Source organism: Pseudomonas sp. MWU12-2020 (assembly GCF_023100605.1).
GTDB lineage: Bacteria > Pseudomonadota > Gammaproteobacteria > Pseudomonadales > Pseudomonadaceae > Aquipseudomonas > Aquipseudomonas fluorescens_H.
This window is the reverse complement of sequence record NZ_JALMEX010000001.1, coordinates 672,832-697,780: the sequence shown is the minus strand read 5'-3', so window position 1 is coordinate 697,780 and position 24,949 is coordinate 672,832. Positions and strand designations below refer to the sequence as shown.

General features: G+C 62.3%; 23 protein-coding genes. 3 read left to right on the top strand and 20 right to left on the bottom strand.

Translation table 11 applies throughout. The features are described 5' to 3' along the window. Positions 1 to 45: 45 nt before the first annotated feature. Positions 46 to 669 carry an isochorismate family cysteine hydrolase YcaC gene (ycaC, locus tag M0814_RS03300; RefSeq protein ID WP_003226320.1) on the top strand — a complete coding sequence of 208 codons (624 nt, stop codon included), beginning with the start codon at positions 46 to 48 and terminating at the stop codon, positions 667 to 669. A gap of 192 nt (positions 670 to 861) precedes the next feature. Here ycaC and M0814_RS03295 read toward each other — a convergent pair whose 3' ends face one another. Together M0814_RS03295 and M0814_RS03290 are read right to left on the bottom strand one after the other, a co-directional pair. Continuing rightward, positions 862 to 2,289, bottom strand: coding sequence for a mechanosensitive ion channel family protein (locus M0814_RS03295; protein WP_103483594.1), 1,428 nt, complete (start codon positions 2,287 to 2,289; stop codon positions 862 to 864). Positions 2,290 to 2,466: 177 nt separating this feature from the next. After that, positions 2,467 to 3,483, bottom strand: coding sequence for an alpha/beta hydrolase (locus M0814_RS03290; RefSeq protein ID WP_103483593.1), 1,017 nt, complete (start codon positions 3,481 to 3,483; stop codon positions 2,467 to 2,469). A 129-nt stretch (positions 3,484 to 3,612) separates the two neighbouring features. On the opposite strand from M0814_RS03290, the gene M0814_RS03285 reads away from it, so the two are divergent. Both M0814_RS03285 and M0814_RS03280 read left to right on the top strand, forming a co-directional pair. Then, complete coding sequence (locus tag M0814_RS03285) at positions 3,613 to 4,500, top strand: LysR family transcriptional regulator (RefSeq protein WP_103483592.1); 888 nt, start codon at positions 3,613 to 3,615, stop codon at positions 4,498 to 4,500. A gap of 201 nt (positions 4,501 to 4,701) precedes the next feature. Further along, positions 4,702 to 5,508, top strand: a complete 807-nt coding sequence (locus tag M0814_RS03280) for a class I SAM-dependent methyltransferase (RefSeq protein WP_103483591.1) — start codon at positions 4,702 to 4,704, stop codon at positions 5,506 to 5,508. A 116-nt stretch (positions 5,509 to 5,624) separates the two neighbouring features. Here M0814_RS03280 and M0814_RS03275 read toward each other — a convergent pair whose 3' ends face one another. From M0814_RS03275 to M0814_RS03190, 18 genes are all read right to left on the bottom strand, one after another. After that, on the bottom strand, positions 5,625 to 5,825 hold the full coding sequence (locus tag M0814_RS03275; RefSeq protein WP_103483590.1) for a transcriptional regulator: 201 nt from the start codon (positions 5,823 to 5,825) through the stop codon (positions 5,625 to 5,627). A gap of 261 nt (positions 5,826 to 6,086) precedes the next feature. Beyond that, complete coding sequence (locus M0814_RS03270) at positions 6,087 to 6,779, bottom strand: N-acetyltransferase (RefSeq protein ID WP_103483589.1); 693 nt, start codon at positions 6,777 to 6,779, stop codon at positions 6,087 to 6,089. A gap of 113 nt (positions 6,780 to 6,892) precedes the next feature. Beyond that, entirely contained in the window at positions 6,893 to 7,684 is a 792-nt protein-coding gene (locus tag M0814_RS03265) for a ChbG/HpnK family deacetylase (protein WP_103483627.1), read from the bottom strand. Then, on the bottom strand, positions 7,656 to 8,840 hold the full coding sequence (locus M0814_RS03260; RefSeq protein WP_103483588.1) for a GNAT family N-acetyltransferase: 1,185 nt from the start codon (positions 8,838 to 8,840) through the stop codon (positions 7,656 to 7,658). The genes M0814_RS03265 and M0814_RS03260 overlap by 29 nt, the downstream gene beginning before the upstream one ends. A 4-nt stretch (positions 8,841 to 8,844) precedes the next feature. Continuing rightward, positions 8,845 to 9,534 (bottom strand): N-acetyltransferase, encoded by a 690-nt coding sequence (locus M0814_RS03255; RefSeq protein WP_103483628.1) that lies wholly within the window; start codon positions 9,532 to 9,534, stop codon positions 8,845 to 8,847. A 176-nt stretch (positions 9,535 to 9,710) separates the two neighbouring features. Continuing rightward, on the bottom strand, positions 9,711 to 11,630 hold the full coding sequence (locus M0814_RS03250) for a hypothetical protein (RefSeq protein WP_103483587.1): 1,920 nt from the start codon (positions 11,628 to 11,630) through the stop codon (positions 9,711 to 9,713). Next, positions 11,627 to 12,931 carry an oligosaccharide flippase family protein gene (locus M0814_RS03245; protein WP_103483586.1) on the bottom strand — a complete coding sequence of 435 codons (1,305 nt, stop codon included), beginning with the start codon at positions 12,929 to 12,931 and terminating at the stop codon, positions 11,627 to 11,629. The genes M0814_RS03250 and M0814_RS03245 overlap by 4 nt, the downstream gene beginning before the upstream one ends. Beyond that, positions 12,928 to 13,929, bottom strand: a complete 1,002-nt coding sequence (locus tag M0814_RS03240; RefSeq protein ID WP_103483585.1) for a polysaccharide deacetylase family protein — start codon at positions 13,927 to 13,929, stop codon at positions 12,928 to 12,930. Before M0814_RS03240 ends, M0814_RS03245 begins: the two co-directional genes overlap by 4 nt. Positions 13,930 to 13,942: 13 nt before the next feature. Beyond that, positions 13,943 to 15,079, bottom strand: a complete 1,137-nt coding sequence (locus M0814_RS03235) for a glycosyltransferase family 2 protein (RefSeq protein ID WP_103483584.1) — start codon at positions 15,077 to 15,079, stop codon at positions 13,943 to 13,945. Next, positions 15,072 to 16,040, bottom strand: a complete 969-nt coding sequence (locus M0814_RS03230) for a glycosyltransferase (protein WP_103483583.1) — start codon at positions 16,038 to 16,040, stop codon at positions 15,072 to 15,074. Before M0814_RS03230 ends, M0814_RS03235 begins: the two co-directional genes overlap by 8 nt. Then, positions 16,037 to 17,407: an O-antigen ligase family protein gene (locus tag M0814_RS03225; protein ID WP_103483582.1), complete on the bottom strand. Its 1,371-nt coding sequence runs from the start codon at positions 17,405 to 17,407 to the stop codon at positions 16,037 to 16,039. Before M0814_RS03225 ends, M0814_RS03230 begins: the two co-directional genes overlap by 4 nt. Continuing rightward, entirely contained in the window at positions 17,404 to 18,495 is a 1,092-nt protein-coding gene (locus tag M0814_RS03220; RefSeq protein ID WP_103483581.1) for a glycosyltransferase family 4 protein, read from the bottom strand. The genes M0814_RS03225 and M0814_RS03220 overlap by 4 nt, the downstream gene beginning before the upstream one ends. Continuing rightward, a complete protein-coding gene (locus M0814_RS03215) occupies positions 18,492 to 20,084 on the bottom strand; it encodes a Wzz/FepE/Etk N-terminal domain-containing protein (RefSeq protein ID WP_103483580.1) in 1,593 nt (530 codons plus the stop codon). The genes M0814_RS03220 and M0814_RS03215 overlap by 4 nt, the downstream gene beginning before the upstream one ends. Before the next feature lie 17 nt (positions 20,085 to 20,101). Continuing rightward, on the bottom strand, positions 20,102 to 21,127 hold the full coding sequence (locus M0814_RS03210) for a polysaccharide biosynthesis/export family protein (RefSeq protein ID WP_103483579.1): 1,026 nt from the start codon (positions 21,125 to 21,127) through the stop codon (positions 20,102 to 20,104). A 21-nt stretch (positions 21,128 to 21,148) separates the two neighbouring features. Next, on the bottom strand, positions 21,149 to 21,796 hold the full coding sequence (locus M0814_RS03205) for a CpsD/CapB family tyrosine-protein kinase (RefSeq protein WP_003226287.1): 648 nt from the start codon (positions 21,794 to 21,796) through the stop codon (positions 21,149 to 21,151). Then, entirely contained in the window at positions 21,796 to 22,542 is a 747-nt protein-coding gene (locus M0814_RS03200; protein ID WP_103483578.1) for a sugar transferase, read from the bottom strand. Before M0814_RS03200 ends, M0814_RS03205 begins: the two co-directional genes overlap by 1 nt. A gap of 18 nt (positions 22,543 to 22,560) precedes the next feature. Next, the gene (locus M0814_RS03195; RefSeq protein WP_003226284.1) at positions 22,561 to 23,598 is read right to left on the bottom strand and encodes an NAD-dependent epimerase; all 1,038 of its coding nucleotides are present in this window, start codon (positions 23,596 to 23,598) and stop codon (positions 22,561 to 22,563) included. Further along, positions 23,595 to 24,947 (bottom strand): UDP-glucose/GDP-mannose dehydrogenase family protein, encoded by a 1,353-nt coding sequence (locus M0814_RS03190; RefSeq protein ID WP_003226282.1) that lies wholly within the window; start codon positions 24,945 to 24,947, stop codon positions 23,595 to 23,597. The genes M0814_RS03195 and M0814_RS03190 overlap by 4 nt, the downstream gene beginning before the upstream one ends. Between the last annotated feature and the right edge of the window lie 2 nt (positions 24,948 to 24,949).

Below are 24,949 nucleotides of genomic sequence, written 5' to 3'. Positions count from 1 at the left end.
CAACCGGCACGGCGCTTCTTGCAACATCCACCCAAGGAGTTTCCCATGAGCGTTCCCTACAAGCGTCTGAACAAAGATGATGCGGTCGTGCTGCTGGTCGATCACCAGACCGGTCTGATCTCGCTGGTGCAGGACTTCACCCCCAACGAGTTCAAGAACAACGTGCTGGCACTGGGCGACATCGCCAAGTTCTTCAAACTGCCGACCATCCTCACCACCAGTTTTGACGCCGGTCCGAACGGCCCGATCGTGCCTGAGCTGCGTGAGCAGTTCCCGGACGCGCCGTTCATTCAGCGTCCAGGCCAGATCAATGCCTGGGACAACGAAGACTTCGTCAAAGCGATCAAGGCTACCGGCCGCAAGCAACTGATCATCGCCGGTGTGGTGACCGACGTCTGCGTGGCGTTCCCGACCTTGTCAGCCATTGCCGAAGGTTATGAAGTGTTCGTGGTCACCGACTCGTCCGGCACTTTCAACACCACTGTGCAGCAAGCGGCGTGGGCGCGGATGTCGGCGGCCGGTGCCCACCTGCTGAACTGGTTCTCCGTGGCTTGCGAGCTGCAGGGTGACTGGCGCAACGACATGGAAGGCCTGGCGCATCTGCTGTCCGAGCGCCTGCCGAACTACCGCAACCTGATCAACAGCTACACCAAGTTCACGGCCAAGTGATGCCTGAAGCCCCTCACCCTAGCCCTCTCCCAGAGGGAGAGGGGACTGACCGAGGGGTTTGTTCGCGATACGCCGACCTGCAATACCGAGCCGATCTCCGAAATTGAAGTACACGGAGATCGGCTCCCTTTCCCCCTCGCCCCCTTGGGGGAGAGGGTTGGGGTGAGGGGGGCTCTTGATCTTGCTCTCGCATCAGCGCTTTTGCAGCCAACCCAAAAAACCACCCTTGCGCACCGCCACCGGTTTGGCCATCAACGCCAGCCGACTGCTCTGCTGTCGCACGGCCTGCAATTTGTTCAGCGCCTGGCCGACTTCGCTGCGCTGCTCCATGCATTGGCGCGCCAGGGTTTTGTCGAGGCGGTAGATGATGCTCGAGGTCAGCGTGGTGAACGTGGCTTGCGACGGGGTATCGGCGAGGATGCTCTGTTCGCCCATGACCTCGCTCGGCCCCATGCGCCCGGCCTCGGTCTGGCCGTTGCCATCGGGCACGGTCGCACTGACCACGCCAGTGGCGATGACAAACAGACTGTCGGGGACTTCATTCAGATCCAGCACCACCTGACCGGCCGCGTACTGCTGCGCGACCATCGATTCGGCGAGGCGATCACGTTCTTCATGGCTCAGCGAGCGAAAGACTTTCACTTCATCGAGCAACGCGCGGGCGCGGGTCGAGGGTTCGATCACGCCATCCGGATGCCGGGAAATACCTGCGGCTTCGAGATGCCGGTGGGCGAGGTCGAACAATTGATTGCGCACTTCGCCTTTGTTGCTCAGTTCACTGATGAAACCGCTGGCGACATACTCCGACATCTCCTCACCGGCCTCTTTCAACACGGCTTTGGGCGGCGGATTGAGCAGCAGGCTGCTGCTGCCCTGCAGGGTGCGGTCGAGGGCGTCGAGCACCCGTCGCGGGCGAATGTGATTCGGCACCTTGAGGCTGATCGAGACGCCGTGCAGGTTGCTCGGACGACTGAGATTGACGATCTTCGCCTTGGCTGCCACCGAGTTCGGCACTACCGCCAGGGTGCCGGTGCTGGTCAGCAGATGCGTGGCGCGCCAGTCGATGTCGAGCACCTTGCCCTCGACACCGTCGATCACCACGAAGTCGTCGACCTGATACGGTTTGGTGGTGTTGAGGACGATCCCCGAAAACACGTCGCTCAAGGTGCTTTGCAGCGCCAGACCGACGACGATCGCCACCACCCCGGAGGTCGCCAGCAAACCTTTGACCGGCAGCTCCAGCACGTAACCGGCGGCCGCGACGATCGCTGCCAGAAACACCATCGCGCCGATCACGTCCTGCAACAGCCGACCGCTGTGCCCGATGCGCCGCATCAGCGCCAGACCGATCACTTCGGTCAATACACGCGCGGCGTACAGCCACCAGACAATCCCCAGCGCCGTCGCGCCCAGTTGCATCACCCGGTCATCGGCGAACAGCGGCGCCTGCAACGGGCTGATCTCGGCGTTGATGATCAGTGCGCTGAAACCAAGGAACAGCGCCAGGCGAATACCGACTCTCGGTGCGCGGTGCTGGAACGGGGCGAGGTGCCAGAGCAATGCGTCGAGCAGCAGCAGGCCGGCGCTCCAGGACAGTGGGTGGGTGAGGAGGATGGACATGATGTGCTCCACGATGATGAGCGCTGTTGTGGCGAGGGAGCTTGCTCCCGCTTGAGTGCGCAGCGCTCACACAATTTTGGGGCCGCTGCGCAGCCCAGCGGGAGCAAGCTCCCTCGCCACGGAATGTGGTCAGGCAAAAAACTCGCCACACCGTCAGGTGTGGCGAGGGAGGGGGCCTCAGTTCAGATGCGTCTTCAACTCCGCCGCCGCCTGCCGCACGGCCGCTTTAACTTCCGGAATCTGACTCAGCGGATTGAGCAAGCCAAAGTCATGAATCATCCCGTTGTAACGCACCGCGGTCACCGCCACACCGGCCGCATCCAGATGCCGCGCGTAGCCTTCGCCTTCATCCCGCAACACGTCGAATTCGGCGGTCTGCACCAGCGCGGCGGGCAGGCCCTTGAGCTGGTCGCTGCTGGCGTTCAGCGGCGAGGCGTGGATCTGTGCGCGCTCGGCCGGGTTGGTGGTGTAGTTGTCCCAAAACCATTGCATCATGCCCTTGGTGAGGAAGTGGCCCTCGGCAAACTGCTGGTACGAGCCGTCGTTGAACTGCGCGTTGGTCACCGGCCACATCAGCAGCTGGAAGCGCAGGGCCGGGCTCTGCTTTTCTTTGGCCATCAGCGCCACGACCGCGGCCATGTTGCCGCCAACGCTGTTGCCAGCCACCGCCAGACGCTTGCCGTCGACGCCAATGTCCTTGCCATGCTCAGCCACCCATTGGGTCGCCACGTAGGCCTGGTTGATCGCTGTCGGGTACTGCGCTTCCGGCGACGGCGTGTAATCGACGTACACCGCGACCGCTCCAGAGCCGACCACCAAATCGCGAATCAAGCGTTGGTGCGTCGGGTAATCGCCCAACACCCAACCGCCGCCGTGGAAGAACATGAACACCGGCAACTCGCCTTTGACCTTGGCTGGACGCACCACTTTGAGGTGGATCGTCTGGCCATCGACGGTGATCGCCTTGTCGCTTACTTCAACCCCGGACAGGTCGACTTTCACCGACGCCTGAGCGTCAGTCAGCACCGCACGGGCATCCTTCGGGCTCAGCTGTTCCAGCGGTTTGCCACCGCCGGCGGCGAGGGCTTCGAGGAAGGCCTGGGTGGTGTGTTCGACACCCGGGCTGCCAGCGGCGAAAGCATTGCCGATGGAGAGGGCGAGAAGGGATGCGGTCAGGGTCTTTTTGATGTTCATGCTCAATTCCTTTTTCGAAAGTTTTTGGTGTTGTGTCGGGCTGTTCTCAAACCGTGCGCACAGATTAATGAGCTGTCGAAAAGTGAAAAAGCGGCTATAAAGCGTTTGACTGTCTACCAGAGAGTGACAATGAACCCGTTCGAAGACATGCGTATTTTTTGCCAGGTCATGGACTCCGGCAGCTTCACCGCCGCCGCCGATCAGTTGGGCCTGTCCAAGCAGTTCGTCAGCCGCCGTTTGATGCAGCTCGAAGAGCGCCTCGGTGTGCGCTTGTTGAACCGTTCCACCCGACGCCTCGATGTCACGCCACTGGGCCAGAGCTACTACGAATCGGCGCTGCGTCTGCTGGGCGAAGTGGAACAGGTCGAGCAGGGCATCGCCGGGCAGACCGCCGAGCCACGCGGTACGATTCGCGTCAGTGCACCGCTGTCGTTTGCCGTGGCGCATCTGGGATGCCTGCTGCCGCTGTTCCTGCAGCGCTATCGCGAGGTCACCGTGGAGGTGGATTTGAGCGATCGCCCGGTGGACCTGCTCGGCGAAGGTTATGACCTGGCGCTGCGCATCGGTGTGCTGGAAGACTCGACGCTGATCGCGCGGCGCATCGCCGCCATCGAACGGGTGTACTGCGCCAGTCCCGCGTATCTGGCCGAACGCGGCACACCGCTCAATCCCGAAGACCTGCACAGCCACGACTGCCTGCCGTACGGCCACGGTCGTTCGGTGCAGTGGCGCTTCAATGCGGGGCAGGGCAAGCCGCTGCTGGTCAACGTCACCGGGCGCATGCGGGTGAACAATGGCGAGTTGCTGCGCGATGCGGCGGTGCAGGGGATGGGGATTACCTATCTGCCGACGTTCATCGTTGGCGCGGCGCTGAAGGATGGGCGACTGGTGCCGGTCCTCGACGATTACCGCACTGAACCGCTGACCTTGTCCGCGGTGTATCCGCAACATCGCCAGGCTTCGCGCCCGGTGCAGGCGCTGGTCGAGTTTTTGCGCGAACGTCTCAACCAAATGTGACCACGCCAAAAGTGTGGGAGCGGGCTTGCTCGCGAAGAGGTCGTGTCAGTCGATATCCATGTTGACGGATACACCGCCTTCGCGAGCAAGCCCGCTCCCACAATGGCACTGTGGGTTGGCTTACAAGTTCGCAACAACCCGAATTGCCGAGCTGTTCTAGACTCGTGGCCGCTCAATCACGAGCATCGCCCGGAGTGCGCCATGGAAGTGCCCAACAATAAAACCGCCATCGACAGCAATCGACAGGCGTGGAACGATTCCGCTCGCCACCACCGTGAATCGGCCGAATGGCAAGCGCTGTTGAACGACGTGTCCCAGGCTGATTTCTCTTGCCTCGACGATACCTTGCGCGGCTTGCTGGAGCAGGTCGGCGTCGACGGTAAAGAGGTGATTCAACTCGGTTGCAACAACGGCCGCGAAAGCCTGTCGCTGTTTGCCCTCGGCGCGCGCAGGGTGGTCGGCGTCGATCAATCGGAGGCGTTTCTCGAACAGGCCCGCGAGCTGAATCAGCGCTCGCCGTACAACGGCGAATTCATCGAAAGCGATATCCATCACCTGCCGGCCGCGCTGCACAGCCGCTTCGACGTGGCGCTGATCACCATCGGCGTGCTGAACTGGATGCCCGACATCGGCGAGTTCTTTCGCCATGTCGCGCTGACCCTGAAACCGGGCGGCAAACTGGTGATCTACGAAACCCATCCGTTTCTGGAAATGGTCGATCCTGAAGGCGAAGACCCGTACCGCCTCGCCAGCTCCTACTTCCGCGCCGAGCCATTCGTGCAGGAAGAACCGATCGTCTACGTGGGCAAGGTCGAGCAGCAGGCCGCCAAGTCCTACTGGTTCGTGCACACCCTCGGCGCCATCTTCAGCGGTGCTATCGCGGCCGGGCTGAACATCGCGCACTTCAAGGAGTATGCGCATTCGAACCGCGAAGAGGTGTATGACCAGTACCTGAATCAGACAGCGCAGATGCCGCTGTGCTTCACCCTGGTCGCCAGCAAGACCTGAAGCTTTCCATCGATCCAACCGGCCTTTTCGCGAGCAAGCCCGCTCCCACATTGGATCTGCGTCGTACACAAATCCATTGTGGGAGCGGGCTTGCTCGCGAAGGCGTCGATAAGGTTTCAAGTCTGGCTGAAAGAATCAGAACCAACTCTGGCCGTTTGATCCCTTCGAATGTTCGAGCAAGCCTCTGCCACATAGCCGATGGCTCGAAGCAACTCTTCATCGTCGTCATCGCTTAGCACTTGCTTCAGATATTCACGAATTGCCGCGACATCTACGAGTAATGACGGCATCTCTAGGCTGGTGAGTTTGTGGCTCAACTTTCTGCTCCCTTCTGTTTTTGCACCAATTTACTTGATCACGCCATTGGCAACAGTCAGGCATAGACTTTAGGGCAGGAGGGCGATTCTTTTTTGGTTGTGGGCAAAGTCGTGTATTACGCAAAGAACATAACGAACGACTTCCCGCCTCATCGCGAGCAGGCTCACTCCTGCAGTTGAATGGTGTCGTACACAAATCCACTGTAGGAGTGAGCCTGCTCGCGATGGCGGCGGAATGGCCGCCATCACTTTTACGATGAATCAAGCCTGCGCCGCCGCACTCACTACCGGCCGTTCCGGTTTGCGCAGTGGTTCCAGGCGTGAGCCGTCATAGCGGGTTTCGCGGTAGAAGCGCCAGCGGCCGAACAGGCCGTAGACGTGGGTGATGCGCCCCTGTTCGTGGTAGCCCATGCGCAGGTGCAGCTTCATCGCCGGGATGTTGCGGGTTTCGCAGGTGTCCACGACGGTGTGGCAGCCCTGGGCGGCCATGGCTTCCCAGAGGGCGACTTGTACGTCCACCGACAGGCTGGTGCCGAAATACGGCCGGGCCATTTCGCCGCCGAATTCGAAGAACTCACCGGGTTTGACCGGGAACCAGCAGCCGTAATAGTGGCGGTCGTGGTAGTCGCGAATACTGCCCCAGATGAACGCCACCGCGTGACCGTCGCCGTCGAGGTACATGTGTCCGGTATGACCCTCGGCGGCGAGTTCGGCCATGGTCTCGACCCGGTCGCCGAAGTGTTTGGCGAAGGCCCCGGTGTTGTGCGGCGTGATATCGACTTTGCGCAAACCTTCGTATGGGCGCAGCTTGTGCGGCGGCACCGGGGAGACCAGATCGCGCTCCATCCACAGCAGCTCCCAGTGGAAGAACACATAGCGTTTCCACAGGGTAGCGAAGAGACGGCCAAGGCCTTTTTGACGAATGCGTTCGCGCAGTTTTTCGATAACGCTCATGTTGCCCTCCGTGGCCAAGGCCCGGTGTGGTGGATGGTGCTTTTGTGGGTATAGATCACACCTGCAACGCCGTTTCGAAGCGCCATCCTCGAAAGTATTGCAAGTTATGTAGGTCAATCGAGTGCCGCAGCACCGCGTAGAAAATCCTTGTTCAGATCGGCATAGGAAACCCGGGGAACGCCCGGCAGTCGCTGCTCTAGCACGCGGCTCAGGGATTCTCCGGGGTTGAGATAGGCATCACCGAAATCGCTCCCGAGCTGATTCGGGTGGGCAACGATTTCCAGCACGCCGTCGGTCGGCGCGGGGTCGTTGCGCAGGTCTACCGGGGTACACACATAGTCCGCCGTGGCCCCGGCGAGACTTTGTAAACGCCAGTTGAGCAAACCTTTGAACAGGCGTTTCGGCAGACTGAGGTTCTGCCCCAGGTTGCGTGCCAGGCGAATCGGCACGCCTTGCCGGGCGGCAAACCGGGCGACGATTTCGCCGATCGGCCAGATGTTGTGCACGTGCTGATGCGAGTCGATGTGGCTCGGCCGCACGCCATGTTCGACACAGCGCTGCCACTGCGCGTGCAACTCCTCACGCACCGCATCGCGATCTTCGCGACTCAGCCACAGACTGTGGCGCGGCAGGCTCAGATCGAACACGCCGTGGCCATCGCAGAAGGTGCGACTGCGCAGGATCGAAGTGCTTAACGGCCGGCCGTAAGTCAGGTTGAAGTGCAACCCGACCCGACCTTGCAGCGTCGGATGCCGGGCCATCGCGCAGGCTGCTTCGAACGCCGGCATGTTGGCCATGGCTGTGGCCGAGCTGATGACCCCGGCCTGAAACGCCGCGAAGATCGTCGCGTTTTCGTTCGGGCTCAACCCGAAATCGTCAGCGTTGACTATGACTTGGCGAGGCATGATCGCCCTCCGTGGTGATGACGACAGGTGGGGTGGGCGATGCCGGTTTGGCTGCACGCCGCGCTCGCCATTGCTGCACCGTCGGTTTCAAGCGATGCCAGAGCCGCAACCCCAGCCCCAGCAACATCCCGCTGGGGCGCCAGGAATAGAAACTCCAGCGCCAGTGTTCCAGTTGTCCGGTCATGCGTTCGTGCAGTTGGTGGCTGGAGTTTTCCAGACTGACCCGCGAGGCATCGATCCAGCGCCAATGCTCGTCCAGCCCCCAGCGAATCCACTCCTCCAGCAGCACCCGGCCGCTGCCCAGATCGGAGTATTGCGGCAGGAACGCGAGGTTGTAATCGTAGAGTCGGTCCTGTTCGAGCAGGCCGAGGCGATAGCTGATGCAACGTCCGTTGAGTTCCAGCGTCACCACCCGCACCAGTCCCTGGCCGGCGAGGGCGGTGAAGGCGCGTTCGATCCATTGCCGACTGCGTTCGCTGGCGAAGATCCCCACGCCTTCGTCACCTTTCCAGCTCACCGCTTCGACTTCGCTGATCGCCCGCAACAGCGGACCCATGCTCAGCGCGTCGGGAGTGATGCGCCGCACCTGGGCGCCACACGCGGCAATCCGTTTGCGCGCCCGCCGCAGCTTGTAGCGCGGATCACCGGAGACTTCCTGATGATCGGCGTCGCTGATCAGATGCACCGGCACCCGGCAACTGAGACGGCGTTCGCCTGTAGAGCTGTGGGCCATCCATTCGGTGAGCACGCTTTCTTCACCCGCAGGCTCGGACAATTCGTTAAGTTGCAGCAGCGCGTGCGGCAGCTGTCGGTGGATCAGGCGCAAGGCTTCGCGCATGTCCTCGCCCTTGAGCAATGACAACAGCGCCAGCCGATCCGCCAGCGGATATCCCAAGTGGTGCAGCACGCGGAACGGCACGCCGGCAAAACGCTCGCGGCCCGCGACCAGCGGCAGGCACAGACGCAATTCTTCCGCTTCCCAACCGAGCAGGATGTGCAGGCGCTCACTCTCGTCGAGTGCCTGCTCGGCCGCGCACAACCAGCCCAGGTGGTTGAACGGCGTGTGGTCCGTCACTTGCAGGCGCAGCGCTTCATAGGCTGCTGCCGGGAAGTCGGCGGCGCACAGCGAAGTGCGCCATTCGAATCGCGCCGGCATAGGCTCAGACCGCCGTTGCTGTGACAGGTGGACGGGACGGTTTGCGCAGCGCATCCAGTCGCGAACCGCTGTAGCGGGTTTCGCGGTAGAAGCGCCAGCGACCGAACAGGGTATAGACATTCATGATCCGGCCTTGCTCGGTGTACCCCATGCGCAGGTGCAGTTTCAGCGCCGGGATGTTGTGGAACTCGCAGACGTCCACCACCTTGTCGCAGCCCTGGGCCGCCATGGCTTTCCACAGTTCCAGTTGCAGGTCCACCGACAGTTCGGTGCCCCAGTAGGAACGGGTCAGCTCGCCGCCGAATTCGAAGAACTCGCCGGGTTTCACCGGGAACAGGCAGCCGTAGTAATGCCGGTCGAAGTAGTCCCGCGCGCTGCCCCAGATGAACGCCACGGCATCGCCTTGATCGTCCAGGTGCATGTGCCCGGTGTGCCCTTCGTCGGCCAGCTCGGCCATGGTCCCGACGCGGTCGCCGAAGTAACGGGCGAAGGCGCTGGCGTTGTCGGCGGTGATCTTCACTACCCGCAGCGGCGGATACGGTTTGAGGCTGTGCGGTGGCACCGGACTGACCAGATCGCGCTCCATCCACAGCAGTTCCTGATGGAAAAACACGTAGTGCTTCCACGCCTTGCCGAGGGTGGCGCGCAGGCCTTTTTGTTTGATGTGTTCGCTGAGTTTGCTGACGGTACCCATGTTCTGTACTCCGGCGTTATCGCAGGGCGAACGACTGTGGCGAGGGAGCTTGCTCCCGCTCGGCTGCGCAGCAGTCGCCAATGGGGTCGCAAGCATTGGGGCCGCTTCGCAGCCCAGCGGGAGCAAGCTCCCTCGCCACAATTTTGTTTTCGCCATGCATTGTCTGAAATTCGGGTTCATGACGCGCTCCAGCTCAGGGCGAACAGGGTTTCCCCTGGCAACTTGAAGCTGACGCGTCCGGCGCGACAGGCAAACGGCGCGTCGCGGCTGCGGTTGTCCGCGCCGAAGTAACGCAACGCACCGTTGTTCAGCGGGCACTTGGCGCCGCTCAGGTCGACACGCTGCAAACGCGTGCCCTTGTTCACACCGAGCAGGCCACGCTGGTCGTCGCCGGCCATCGCCAGCACATCGACTTCAAAGCCATCGTTCTCCAGCCACAGCACCTTGTGCAGCCAGTGTTGCGCGATGAATTGCTGGGCCAGCCCCACCGGTTTCAGCTCGAAACGCTCAGCGCCCAAGACCCGGATCATGCCCTTGGGGTACTGCGGTTCATCGGCGGCCTGAAACCAGTTGAGCATCGTCAGCAAACCGTCCTGCGAGGCATTGATCACCACCGAGGCCCACCACAGCGCGGCGTAATGGGTCTCCTGATCGTAGGGACTGAGGCTGGAGCCGCTGGACAGATTGGTCTGATCCAGCAACAAGGCCTTGCGCGGCTGGCCATGGGCGTCGAGGCCAACCAGTTCGGCGGCGCGGCGCACGCTGTCGCGGTAGACCCGGGTGGCGAGCAGGTCGCGGATCATCCATTCGTGCCACGCCAACGCGTCGATCTGCTCGGCGGACTCGCCGAGCAAGCGCCGCGCCCAGTCGATGCCGCGCTTGTCTGCCGCGTTGTCGGCGAACGGCCCGTTGACCAGCCGTGAACTGGCCGGCATGGCGATGCGCACGCCGGCCCTGGCATTCGCCGGATCGCTGCGCACCTGTCTGGCCATGCTGGTGAATATCGCCCGGTATTGCTCGAAGCTCGAATAGTTGAGGTTCGGCTCGTCGGCAAAACCGATGTAGTGCGTGCCTTTGCCGCCCAAGGCGCGGGTGCCGGCGAGCCAGGCGTCAAGCCCGCCATTGCTTTGCACATCGGCGCGCAGATCGGCCTGACGCTGGCTACCGGCGAGCAGGGTGATGTCCTGACGGATGCCGAAGCGCTCCTGATAAACCTCGCGGAACGCGTCTTCGAAGTGCGGATTCTTCGCCGTGACATCGACAAAACTGTAGTAACTGGCGGCGGTCGGTTTCAGCGCATCCAGCGCGGCATGGCTGGCGGCGGGCGGCAGCACATAGGGCAGGGCGATGCCCAGATCCGGGGTGCGCCCGAGGATTTTGTCGTGCAGGGCCAGGTGGATCTGGCCGGTCTCCTCGCGCACGGGTTTGAGTTGCTGCGGAGTCTGCGCAAACCGATTGGCCGTGCCGTCGAGCCAGAACGCCGCTTTGCCGCTGCCTTGCAGGCGCAGGCGCCAGACCTGTTCGCGCGCGCTGACCGGCAGCGCCAGTTGATCGAACTGCCAATAGGCGCGATAGGGTTTGAGCGCCAGCGTCAGTGGCTGATCATCGCCAACCCGTTGTACCTGCAGCGCGTTGACCCCGCCATGAAACTTGCCGGCAAGCACCGCGTGTTCCCCCGGCGCGACTTTGAAATATAACTCGTCGCCATTCTGCGTCTGCGCGCTGAAATGCACCTTGGCCGGCTCGAACAGCGCGACGGTGCGATCGTCGTGTTCGACCCGGTAATTGCGGAAGCTGTAGCCGGGAATTTCCAGGCGATAACTGGCGGCACCCGGCAGCAACGCCCAGCTCTGGGTGCCGCGGGTTTCGCTGGCCTTGATCAAGCGTTCGCCCTGCAATTTGCCCTGGCCGTCGAGCAGGTACAGATGCTCTTCGTTGGCGTCAGCCTGCCACGCGGGTGTCCAGCGCACGGTCACGGTGTCCGGGCGATCGGTTTGCAGGTACAGGCTGCCGTCGCGGATCTCGCCCCAGCGCATCGACGCGGCAAAGGCGTCCAGCGACAGGCCGAGACCGAGCAGCAGGACCAGGCCTTTCATGCGGCCTTCCGTTGCAACATCTGCCACATCGGCGTGATGTCGCTGGGCAGGATGATCAGGGTTTGCCAGAACGCCACGCCGCTCAAACGGCAGTACAGCACCAGCATCGCCACGGTGACGGCCAGATAGGCAATTGACGAAGCCGCCGCCGCGCCGACGATCCCGTAGGCCGGAATCAACACCAGGTTCAGCGCCAGATTGAGCAGGGCACCGAGGCCCATCAGCAGCGATACCGAGCCGGGGCGGTTTTTCCCCAGCAGGTCCAGACGCAGGATGCTCGCGTAGCACAAGCCGAGCAGCCCCGGCAGCAACGCCAGCAGCGCCGGATACGCCGGTTGGTAGGCGATGCCGAACAGGGTGACGATCAGCCAGTTGCCGATCACTGCCATGCACAGGCACGCAGCGAGCATCACCGTGGCGGTCAGGCGCAGGGCCAGCGGGGTGACCTTGTCCATGCCTTCGTCCTGTTGCAGCAGGCGCTTCATCAGCGGCGTGGTCACCGCTTCCGGGACGATCAGCAGCAGTTCGGCGGCAGCGCTGGCCATCGCGTAATGCCCCAGCGCGGTGCTGCCGAGCAGGGCGCCGATGAACAGGTAGTCCGAGCGCAGAATCACTTGCTGGAACAACAGATCCGGATGGCTGCGCGCGCTGTAGCGCAGCAGTTCGTTCTGGCTGGCGCGATCCCATTGCAACTGCAGCGGTTGCGCGCGTTTGAGCCAGACCCAACCGGCCAGCACCACCAGGCTGATCCCGGCCAGCCAACTGATCAGCGCGGCTTCCAGCGCTGCGCTTTTCCACATCCAGAACAGCGCGAGAAACAGCAGCAACGGCGCCAGCGATTCGGTCAGGCGCAAGGCGTTGAACGCGACCACGCCGCCGGAGGCGTTGTGCAGGGTCAGCAGGCCGCTTTTCAGCACGGTCAGCGGTACCGCCAGCAGCAACAGCCAGGCCAGCAGGCCGAGCTGCACAGTCACATCCAGCTCACTGCCGAACTCACGCACCAGCGCCACCACCAGCAAGGTCAGCAGACCGGCGAGCAAGCAACCGAAGACCAGCACCTGACTCAGCAGCAGCCCCATCGGCCGTTGCTTGGCGGCCTGATAGCCGACGGCTGAATTCAACCCGCCACTGGTGGCGGCGCTGATCAGGTCGGGCAAGGTGCTGAGCAGCGCAAACAGCCCCCGTTCACTCGGCCCGAGGATCCGCGCCAGCAACACGTTGCGCAGCAGACGCAGGGCGATCATCGCCAGTTTGGTGCCCATGCTCAGTGCCAGATGCCTGAGATAGTGGCTGCGGCTCATGGCCGGTTGCCACGAAAGATGCGCCACGACAGCAGCTCAGGATTACGCGCGGTGCGCTGGCTGACACCGAAACGCGGAAGGTTCAGCGGATCGCCTTCGCCGCGATAGATGCCGGTGCCGGTGCCGAGGGCGAACCGGTAGTCGTGCGCGGCAATCTGCTTGCGCACGCGTTCGTCGTTGTTGCCGTTGGGGTAGCAGTACACCGGCAGCGGCCGGTTGCAGCCGTTGTTCAAGGCTTCACGGCTGCGGCTGATTTCTTCGCTCAGGCGCACATCGTCCAGTTCGGTGAGGATTTTATGGCTGGCGCCGTGCGGGCCGAAGCGCACCAGTCCCGAGGCCTCCAGCGCGCGTACCTGATGCCAGTCCAGCGCTTGCGGCAACGATTCCGGCGGACATTCGTCAGTCAGGCGTTCGAGCATTTGTGGTTCGAGGCTCTTCAGGCTTTGCAGGTAATGCAGCAGCGACAGGCTGCGGCGATCGACGTCAATGTCGTCGACCAGCACCGGCACCGGGTGATGAATCGCGTGCAGGCATTCGATCAAGTGCAGGCGGGTCTTTTCGCCATGGCTGCCCCACAGGGTTTCGCCGAGGCTTTCCCACCAGAAGCGCTGACGGCTGCCGATGAAATCGGTGGAGAGGAAAATGCTCGCCGGCACCTGATGCTTCTGCAGCAGCGGGAAGGCGTTGACTGCGTTGTCGCGCCAGCCGTCGTCGAAGGTCAACGCCACCCGTGGGCGCTCGTCGCGCGCTGAGCCGGGCGTCAGGATATCCATCAGCGGCACGCAATCGAAATGCCGACGCAGCCACACCAGCAGGTGATCGAACGCCTTGGGGCCGACGCACAGCTCATTGCGGTGCGGCAGGTCGGCAGCGCGGTCGTTGTCCAGCACCCGGTGCAACATCAGGATCACCCCGGCACCGTGCAACTGGTTTCGTCCTACGGGCGAATTGAGGTAAAGCCAGCCGCTGGTACGTTTTATCAATTGTTTGATCGCCATGGCTTCGGTCCTCTCAACGGTTTTGTTCAGGGTTCCACTGGGCGTAACGGTGGCCGCGCAGGAATTGCCACAGGCCGATGCTCATGCCTGCCAGTGTCACCAGCAGGAATGCCGCAAGGCGGAACGGTTTGGGTAACCGGTGTTGTGAATCCAGCAGTCCGGCAATCGCCACGGCGTAGCCGAACAGTTGGGCGATCAGGGCCAGTCGATAGAAACCGTGGTCGTCCCACAGCCAGAAGTTGCTCAGCAGCAACGGCAGCAGGAGGATCGGTGCCAGACGCCGGATCAGCTTGTGGCTGATCAGCGCAATCGAATACAGGCCATGTTTGAGTGGGTTGAGCAGCTCACTGCGCTGGGCGAGGCTTTGCAGGCCACCGACGGTGACGCGTTGACGCCGGCGGAATTGTTTGTCCGCTTCGTCGACACCGTGGTCGATCACTTGCGCCTCGGGCACGTACACAATGCGCTTGAATGCCACCGGTGCACAGGTGCTGAGAAAGAAGTCGTCATTGACCTCCGCCGGCACGTTCTGGAACAGCTCGCGGCGCAGGGCGAGCAGGGCGCCGTCGGCCGAGACCATGCAGCCGGTGCGGTTCTCCACCCGGCGCAGCCAGCCTTCGTAGTGGCGGTACAGACTGTCGCCGACGCTCAGGCCACCGCCCGTCACCGGAATCACCATGTGCCCGGCGCAGGCGCCGACATTCGGGTCACTGAGTGGCGCGAGCAGGTAGCCGAGGGTTTCCCGCGACCACTGGTTGTCGGCATCGGTGAACACCAGAATATCGCCAGTGGCCAGGGCCACGCCGGCATTCAGCGTCGCCGCTTTACCCAGGCGCGGCAGATCGAGCACGGTGATGCGCGAATCGATCACTTTGTGCGCGCAGGCCACGGTGTCGTCGGTCGAACCGTCGCTGGCGAGAATGATCTGCAGCGTGGCCGGCTGATAGTCCTGCGCCAGCAGCGTGCGCAACTTGTGCTCGATGTGCCGCGCCTCATTGTGCGCGGCGATCACGATGCTGATGTTCAGCGGCGGCGTCGGGCTGTGGCGCCAGGCCGGGAACAGCGGCGCCAGCACGGTCAGCAGCAGCGGGTAGCCGAGGTAGGCGTACACCGGCAGCAGCAGGCACAGCCAGAAAATGAATTCAGCCACGGGCAGGCCTCCTGGCGTTCCAATGACACACACTGAGAATGAGCGCCGCCCCGGCCAGGTGCAGACGCACCCAGTGCAGGCCCCACAGTTGCAGGGTCAGGCCAATGTCGTGATGGCGTGAACTCTGGCGAATGCTCAGCACCAGCGCCGGAATCAGGGTCAGCATCACCATGACCGCTGCGTGATGCGGAAAGCCGTTGAGCAGCGCGGAAATCGCCAGCAAGTCCAGCAGCCATGCCATCAGCGACAGCAGCGGAAAGCGCAGCAGACGCAGGCTGAAGCCGTGGGTGCGCAGCAGTTGCAGATGACTGCCCTGACGCCACATTTCCTTGCCCATCCACTCACGCCAGTTCATCTCGTAGCCCCAGTGCAGGGCCACGTTGTTGTTCACCGACAACAGGCGCGCGCCTTGTTCGCTCAGGCGCAGGGTGAATTCCTTGTCCTCGCCGGTGCGCAGGTGTTCGTCGAAGCCGCCGACCTTCTCGAACCAGCGCCGGCGCATCAGCAAGTTGGAGCTGGGCAGCCAGTCCACTGTGTGCGACGCCTGCCCGGAAGGGCGCAGCGTGCGCCGTTGCCAGGCCGTCGCATACCACGACGCAGCGGCGGGAGTATGCAGATCCAGACCAAACACATCGGCCTGACCACTTTCCTCCAGTTCGAACAGTGGCCTGAGCCAGTCTTCGGGCATTTCGACGTCGGCATCGATGAACGCGATCCACTCGCCGCTTGCCAGCAGGACACCGCGATTACGCAGCGCACCGATCAGCAGCCCAGGCAGCACCAGCACCTGCGCACCGAACTGCCGGGCGATGTGCGGGCCGTCATCACTCGAGCCGTTGTCGACCACGATCAGCTCGCACTCGACATTGGCTGCGTGCGCGGCTTTCTGCGCCGCCAGCAGCGTGCGGCCGATGTGCCGGGCCTCGTTGTACATCGGGATGATGATGCTGATCCGGCTCATGTTCTGGCCTCGCTCAGTGGCGCTTGCTCGGCCTTGAGGCGCAGGACGCTGGTCAGCGCGAGCATGATCCACACGTACTTCTGGTTCGGTGCGCTGAGGAACATCAGGAACAGGGTCAACGACAGGAAACTCACACCGAGGTGAGTCATCAGGTCTGCCTGCTGCCAGTCGCGCCGCAGCATCCACGCGGCGCGGGCACGGATCAGGTTGTACAGGCCCAGACCGAGCATGCCGACGAACAACAGGCCGGCGGGAATCCCCAGTTCACTGAAGATTTCCAGGTAGGTGTTGTGGGCGCGGCGGTACAGGTCGCCGATCTTGCGGTTGGCGGAAAACGCCTTGGCATAGCCGGTGGTTGCGTAGTGCAGCGGGAAGGTGCCGGGGCCGGAGCCGAGCAGCGGATTCTCGCGGATCATCTGCCCGCCGACCACGATGTACGAGGCGCGACGGCCGAGGGATTCGTCGTCGTGGCCCTTGGCCCCGGCGCTCAACACGCTCAGGGACTGAATGCGCGCGATGTAACCGGCGGGCATCGCGTAGATCGCCAGCGGAATCACGATCGCTGCGCCGAGCATGGCGAAACCCAGGTGCCGTGGGCGAATCCGGGTGAGTTGCGCGCGGTAGTGCCAGCAGCCGATCAACAGACTCAAGGCCACCACCACCAGCCCGGAGCGCGATTCGGTCTTGGTCATGCCGCCGAGCAGCAGCACGCAGCAAGCGCCCCAGAACAACCGATGCAACAGGTTCGAGCCGCGAATCACCAGCAGCAGGGCCAGCGGAATGGCGAAGGCGATCAGCAGGGCGAAGGCGTTGGGGTCTTCGAGCAGCCCGGCGGCGCGGCCCTGATCCTGGAATTTGGTCGAAAACATCGCCATGGCGCAGGTGGCGCTGACGCTCAGGGTCACCAGTCTGGAAAACAGGTCGAGGTTCAATTCGCGGCCGATCAGCAGGGTGATGACAAACAGGATCAGGCCGACGCTCAGCTCACGCAGATGCCCCAGCGACATACCCATGTCATCGGTATTGAGCAGGCTGAGGAAATACAGGACCAGAAACCACAGCAGAAACCGCCAGATATTGCTGCGCAGGCGCTCGGAGGGAATCTGATGCATGGCCAGTTGCAGCATCAGGATCACCGCCAGCGAGGCACCGATCAGTTTGCTCCCGGACAGCGAACTGTCCTTGAAGAAACCTTCGAACGGCACCAGCGCGGCGATGCCCAACAGGCCCCAGGTCGGCTTGCGGTACAACACCGAGAAACCCACCAGAGCAATGACGGCGCCCGGTGCCAGAAACGGATAAGGGCTGGCGAGCAGACCGATGCACACCAGACCGAGCAGCGTGACGATCGAGAGCGGGAAAATCATGCGCGTGCCTCCCGTGCCGTGCGGATGTACAGCTGCGACCAGCGTTCGGCCAAAGCCTTGAGGTCGTAGCGATCCTGTTGCGTACGCTTTGCGTTGTCGCACAAATGCCGGGCCAGCTTCGGCTCGCTCAGCAGGTTGTCGAGCTGGCGGGCGAGGGCAGAGCTGTCGGCGGGTGCCGCCAGCAGGCCGTTATTGCGGTGTTCGAGCACATCGGGAATGCCGCCGACTGCGAAAGCCACCACCGGCACACCGGCCTGCATCGCTTCCAGCAGAATCATCGGTGTGCCTTCGGTGCGCGAGCTGATCACCAGCGCATCCAGTTGCTGCCACCACGGTTGCATGGCGGTCTGGTAACCGGGCAGGCGAATCCGTTGGGTCAATCCGGCGGCGTCGATGCGTGTTTGCAGCGCTTCACGTTCCGGGCCGTCGCCGAGCATCACCGCGTCCAGTTGCGGGTGCTGGTGACATAACGGAATCAGTGCATCGAGAAACAGATCCGGGCCTTTCTCGCTGCTCAAACGCCCGACGTAACCGGCGAGCCAGCGCTGGCGGTCAACGGTGCTGACCAGCGCGGCGGCGGCCGGTAAACCGTTGGGGATCACTTGCAGTTTTTCCGCCTGCACGCTGGCCTGACGATGCAGCACGGCGATGCTCTCGGCCACGCACACCACCCGGTCCACCGAAGCGGTGCGGCACAACTGCAGACTCAGCCAGGTGTAGAACTTCTGCTTGCGGCTGCGCGGGGTGAAGCCGTGTTGGGTGATGACCAGTGGCAGACGCAACAGCGTCGCCCCGACCCAACCGAACAACAGCCCTTTGAAGTTGTGGGTGTTGATCAGCGGCTGCTCGCTGCGCCGGGCACGTAGATGGCGCATCAACTCGCCCAGCCCGGAGCAGCCACGACAGTCCACCCCGGCCTCGCGAAAGCGCGCGATCAATGCGGGTGGTGCATCGAGACACAGCACCTGGTGCTGCCCCGGTGTCGCCAGGCAGTGATCGAGCAACATGCGCTCGGCCCCATAGAAGCCGCCGCTGCTGAGCAAATGAATGATCGGCAGCGCGGCGTTCGGGGTGGACAGCGTGTTCAATTGCGCACCCAGTGCACGAAGCTTGGCACGGTCCAGTTCTTGTGCGGATTGCGTGGCAGAACATTTTCGTCGTTGATCACCAGCAACACCGGCAGGCCCAGTTCGTGGGTGATTTGCGCAGGGTGTTTGAAACGGTGATCGAAGAACTCACGCACATAGACCAGGGCAATCGCCAGCAGCAGACCGGTGAACAGCCCGAACGGGATGATCAGCAGCGGTTTGGGGAACGCCGGCTCGCTGGGCTCGATTGGTGGGCTGAGTACCTTGGCGTTCGACAGGTCGTCGTTGATCGAGCCAACGGTACTGCTTTCGGCGAAGCGTTGCGCGTAGGTCGAGAACGCCGTGTGCAGTGCGTCGATTTCAGTGTCCATCTGCCGCAGCTTGCTCTGGGTCTGCTGCAAGGTGTGGATGCGGTTCTTGAAGTCGGCGATGCGCGCGGTTTTCTGATCGATCACCTGTTGCACCACGGCCAGGTCGTTGGTGCGTTCCTGAATGCGGTTGCTCACCACTTTGAGGAATTGCTGCCGGGTGCGGGCGATCTGCTCGCGGGTCAGCAGCATCGGCTCGCTGCCGGGCTGGAACACCGCGAGGTCATTCATGTAGCGGCTGACCTGAGTGGTCAGTTGCTCGCCCAACTGTTTGACTTCGCGATCTTCGAACGCCACGTTGTCGACGGTGGTGGTGAAGGTGTAGGGGAAGGTGTAGTCGTTGAGCTTGTTGGTGCTGGCGGCGGCCAATGCGGTTTTCAGGTATTCAAGCCAGCGCTGGCTCTGCAACAGGCGATCCTGGTACAGGTTCAGCGCTTGCTCTTCGGTGTTGATCGCGTTCAGGCGAAAGGTGATTTCTTCCTTCGGATCGGACGAGCCGACACTTTCCAGCAGCGCCTGGCGATTGCCCTCCAGTCCATCGAGACGCACCTGATACAGGTGCTTCTTGGTTTCGTAGAAGGATTGCGGCAGGTCGATCGATTGCAGCGCCTGACGGCTCACCAGATAGTTCTGCAGCAGGGTGGCGACAAACGTCGTGCCTTGATGCGGATCGGGGAAGCTGTAGACGATCGAGATCACGTTGGAGCCGGGCAGGGTCTCGATCTTCAGGCTGTCGAGGGCCTGTTGAGTGAGGCCGTCGAGCACGGTGTCGCGCACCGGATCGGTCTCCAGCCCGAGCATGTTGCGCAGCGGGTTGATCACGTATTGGCGCAGGGGTGAGGTGACATAACGGCGGAACGGATCGCCGACCAGTTTGGCGAACATCCCGACCGGTGGGCTGTATTCGCCCTTGTCGCGCAACTCACTGATGGTCTGCCGGATCAACGCGGGCGAGCGCAGGATATTGCTCTCGGTTTCCATATCCGCCAGCGACGGCGGAATGAAGGTGGCGTTATCGACCGTCAGTGACGTGGTGGCGTCACCCTGGGAAAGTTTTTTCGACTGCACGATCACCTGGGCGGTGATATCGAAGCTCTGTTTGAGCACCAGCGGCAGTACCAACGCGATGACTGCAAAGATCAGGAAGACCCGTTTCACCAGTTGCTTGTTGGCGAAGAAGATCCTGAAGAACTCATGCAGGTAGTTTTCCTTTGGATTCATGATCGGTCACCTGAGAGTCAGTTACTGCTGCTGCTTTTGTTGTCGACGCGGTAGCCGAAGCTGAAGCCCACGCCCTGAAACAACACCACGTCGGCCAGTTGCCGGGCCAGATCGCCGGCACTCGCGAGTTTGGTTTTTGGTACGAACAGCATGTCGTCGGGTTGCAGGTAGGCGATTTGCGACGCGTCGCCCGACAGGGCTTTTTCCACGTCGTAGTGCACGGCCTGCACCTGGTTGCCGTTGCGGCGCATGATCACCACCGAGTCCAGACGCGCCTTGATGTTGGTGCCACGGGCCAGGGTCAATGCTTCAAGTACCGAGACCGGGCGACGAATCGGATAGGAACCCGGCTGGCCGACTTCACCCAGCACATAGATCTCGTTGCCGGCGGTGGATTTGAGCATCACATCGACACTCATCCGACCTGGCAGTTGTGCGTACTTCTGGTTGAGGAAGGTTTCCAGCTGGTTGATGGTCATGCCTTGCAGTGGCACCGCGCCGATTTCCGGAAAACTCGCGTAACCGTCGTTACCCACTGTGATCTCACGGCTCATACCGGTGGCGGGATGGTTGAGGGCACTTTTGAGGTTCTGCTCATTGGTCAGCGGACTGATGACCTGCACCGTCAGCTGATTGCGGTTGGGCTGGAACAGTTGTTTGCGCTGGTAGGCACGCTGGATTTCCTCGCGCGCTTCGTCGCCGGTCAGCCCGGCGATTTTTACCGAGGTGTTGGCGCCCGGCAGGTTGATGGTGCCGTCAGGCAGCACCAACTGGTTGCCGTTGAGCTGGCTGGCCGCGGTGAAGTTCAGGCCGATCTGGTCACCCGATTGCACGCGGTAGGCGTCCGAACCGCTGGTGCTGATGTGGAAGATCACATCCAGCACGTCTTGCGGGCGCAACGTCTGCTCGATCTTCGGCATATCGGTGGCCTGGGCGTTGGCCGGGGTGGCGGTGAGAATGTTCACCGGCATGGTCTGGGTCTCGGAATTGCTGGAGCAGCCTGCAAGCGGCAGCATCAGCAGAACAAGTATCTTGGCGTTCATGGCGTCATCCTTCGCATTTGCTTACAGGTTTTTGTAAAGCCATTTGGGCATGTAGTACTTGCGCCGGTTGAAGACGCTGCCAACCACTTTTGCCCCGGCCTGGGTCAGGCGTTGCACGGCGGCCTGGGCGACTTCCCAGCGCGTGTCCTCGGCGCGTACCACGAACACCACGCCATCGACCTGAGTGGCGAGTACCAGCGTGTCGGCGGCGGAGTACACCGCGTCACCATCGATCACCACAAAGCGGTACTGGCTGCCCAGTTGATCGAGCAATGGGCTCAGGCGCTCGGCAGTCAGGTGCTCCAGCGTGCGGATCGGCCGACCGTTGGGCAGGACATGGAACGGCAGGCTCGACACCTGCACCACGCAGTCCTGCAACAGCGGCGGGTTGTCCGGGTTGAACAGCAGATCGCGCAGGCCGCGCTCCTTGCTCAGGTTCAACTGTTGGGTGAGGTTGCTCGCCGACTGGCTGGCGTCGACCAGCAGCACCTGGCCGCTGCTCATCTGCGCCAGTTGGCTGGCCAGCGCCAGCGCGCTGGTGGTGGTGCCGGCACCAGGGTTGGCGGCGGTCAGGAACAGGATCCGCAGATCCAGATCCAGCACGGTCGAAATCAGGTTCGATTCGCTGGGGTTGGCAATGCTCAGGCTTTTGTTGGTTGAACCGTCCATTAGCTTGCTCCGTGGCCGCTGAATACTTTGAAGGGGGTTTTCAACAGGATCTTCAGATCAAGCAAAAGGCTTTGCTCGGCGATGTAGCTGAGGTCCAACTCAACGCGCTGGTCGAAGTCGATGTTGCTGCGCCCGGAGATCTGCCACAGGCCGGTCATGCCGGGGTAGATGCTCAGGCGAGCGAGGTGGCGGTCCTTGTAGCGGTAGGCGTTGAACGAGGTCGGACGCGGGCCGACCAGGCGCATGTCACCGCTCACCACATTGAACAGATTGGGCAGTTCGTCGAGGCTGGTGCGCCGCAGGAAACCGCCGATCCCGGTGATGCGCGGGTCCTTGTCGATCTTGAAATCGATGGCGTCGACCCCGTGCTTGTTGAGGTGGCGCAGCGATTCCTTCAGTTCTTCGGCGTTGCAGACCATGGTGCGGAACTTGTACATGCCGAACGTGCGGCCGCGATAGCCGGTGCGTTTTTGCACGAACATCACCGGTCCCGGGCTGGTGAATTTGATGGTCAGTGCCAGGCCCAGCAGCAGCGGCGAAAACACCACCAGGATCATCAGCGCACCGAAGCAGGCCAGCACTCGGTTGGTGCGTGACAGCGTCCATGGCCGGCCACCGTCGCGACCGGTCAACCAGCCACGACCCTGCATATGGATGGCGGTATCCAGGCGCATTCGGTGTTCGGGATCCATGCGTTTGTCACGACGCATCTGATTGATCGGTACACCTTGTTCATGTCCAGTCATGAGAACCTCCGCTGAAGTTCAGCCGCGAGCGGCGCGTGGGCGACAGGCAGTGGGGTAGTAGTCGCGAAACCAGGCGATGAAACGCCCCAGGCCTTCATCCAGCTCGATCCGGGGCTGGAACCCGGTGGCCTGGGCCAGATCATCGGTTTCGGCACAGGTGTTGAGCACATCGCCCGGTTGCAGGGGCAAGAGCTCGACAATGGCTTTCTGGCCGAGGTGTTTTTCCATCAACGCCAGGTAGGTTTTCAGTTCCACCGGGTGGTGGCCGCCGATGTTGAACAGGCACCACGGGGCCATGCTGCTGCCGGCATCGGGGTGTTCGCGATCCCACTCCGGGTGGTTGTGCGGCGGATGATCGGTGAGCCGGGCGATGCTTTCGACGATGTCGTCGATGTAGGTGAAATCGCGCTGGTGCTCGCCGTAGTTGAACAGTTTCAGCGGGGTGCCATCGGTGATCGCCCGGGCGAACTGAATCGGCGACATGTCTGGCCGACCCCATGGCCCGTACACGGTGAAAAAGCGCAGCCCGGTGCTCGGGATGCCGAACAGATGGCTGTAGCTGTGAGCCATCAGCTCGTTGGCTTTTTTGGTCGCGGCGTACAGCGACAGTGGGTGATTCACACCGTCATGCACCGAATAAGGCGTGTGCTGGTTGGCGCCGTAGACCGAGCTCGACGAGGCATAGATCAGGTGCTCCACCGGATGGTGCCGGCAGCCTTCGAGAATATTCAGGAAACCGCTGAGGTTGCTGTCGAGGTAGGCCTTTGGGTTTTCCAGCGAGTAACGTACGCCGGCCTGCGCCGCGAGGTGGATCACCACTTGCGGTTGCTCGCGGACAAACAGCGCTTCAATCGCCGCGGCATCGGCCAGATCAATCCGCGCGATCGGGAAATGCCCGACCTGATTACGTATCCATTGCACCCGATCGTGTTTCAGCTGCGGGTCGTAGTAGCCGTTGAAGTTATCCAGGCCGACCACCGCATGCCCGTCGCGCATCAGCCGCAACACGCAATGGGCGCCAATGAAGCCGGCTGCGCCGGTGACCAGGATTTTCATGGGCGCAATCCTTCCGGCGTAATGTGGCGCAGGCCGATACCGCTGTAATGCAGGCCGGCCGCCGCTACGTGTTCCGGGTTGTAGAGGTTGCGACCGTCGACGATCACCTTCGAACGCAGCTTGCTCGCCAGCAGCTCGAAATCCACCACGCGAAAATTTTTCCATTCGGTGCAGATCACCAGCGCATCGGCATCTTCCAGGGTGTCGTCGCGAGTGGCGCACAGATGCAGGTCGTTGCGATAGCCGTAGAGGCGCCGGCATTCGGACATGGCTTCCGGATCGTAGGCCTGCACGCTGGCGCCTTCGGCCCACAGTGCGTCCATCAGGTAGCGGCTGGGCGCTTCGCGCATGTCATCGGTATTGGGTTTGAACGCCAGGCCCCAGATCGCGATCGACTTGCCGGCCAGACCCTGCGGAAACTGCGCCTTGAGTTTGCTGAACAGAATGTGCCGCTGACTGTCATTGACGTCGGTGACGCTGCGCAGCAGTTTCAGCGGCATGCCGTTGTGTTCGGCGGTGTGTAACAGGGCACGCAGATCCTTGGGGAAGCACGAACCGCCGAAGCCGCAACCGGGGTAGATGAAGTGGTAGCCGATGCGCGGGTCGGAGCCGATGCCTTTGCGCACCGCTTCGATGTCGGCGCCCAGCAGTTCGGTGAGGTTGGCCAGTTCGTTCATGAAGCTGATACGCGTGGCGAGCATTGCATTGGCCGCGTACTTGGTGAGCTCGGCGCTGCGGTTGTCCATGAACATCAGTTTTTCGTGGTTGCGGCAGAACGGCGCGTACAGTTCGCTCATCTGCTCGCGGGCTGCGTCATCGCGGGTGCCGACGATGATCCGGTCCGGACGCATGCAATCGGCGAGGGCGCTGCCTTCCTTGAGGAATTCGGGGTTGGACACCACCCGTACCTTCAGGCTGCTGCGGCCACGACGTTGCAGCTCTTCGTTGGCCTTGGCGGCAACCTGGTCCGCCGTGCCGACCGGCACCGTGGACTTGATGATCAGGGTGCGATCAGCCTCCATGTGCGAGGCGATCTGCCGGGCCACGTTCAGCACGTGGCTGAGGTCGGCGGAACCGTCCTCATCGGCCGGCGTGCCCACGGCGATGAAAATCAGTTCGGCATGTTCTACCGCGTCGCTGGCCTGGGTACTGAACAGCAGACGCCCGGCCTTGATGTTTTCTTCCAGCGCAGCGGATAACCCCGGCTCACTAATAGGCGGCACGGCTTGTTGCAGTTGTTTAATCTTGTTGGGGTCAATATCCACACATAAAACCCGATGCCCTACATCTGCAAGTGCGGCGGCTTGAATTAATCCGACGTAGCCGGTGCCAAATACGCTCACGTCCATCT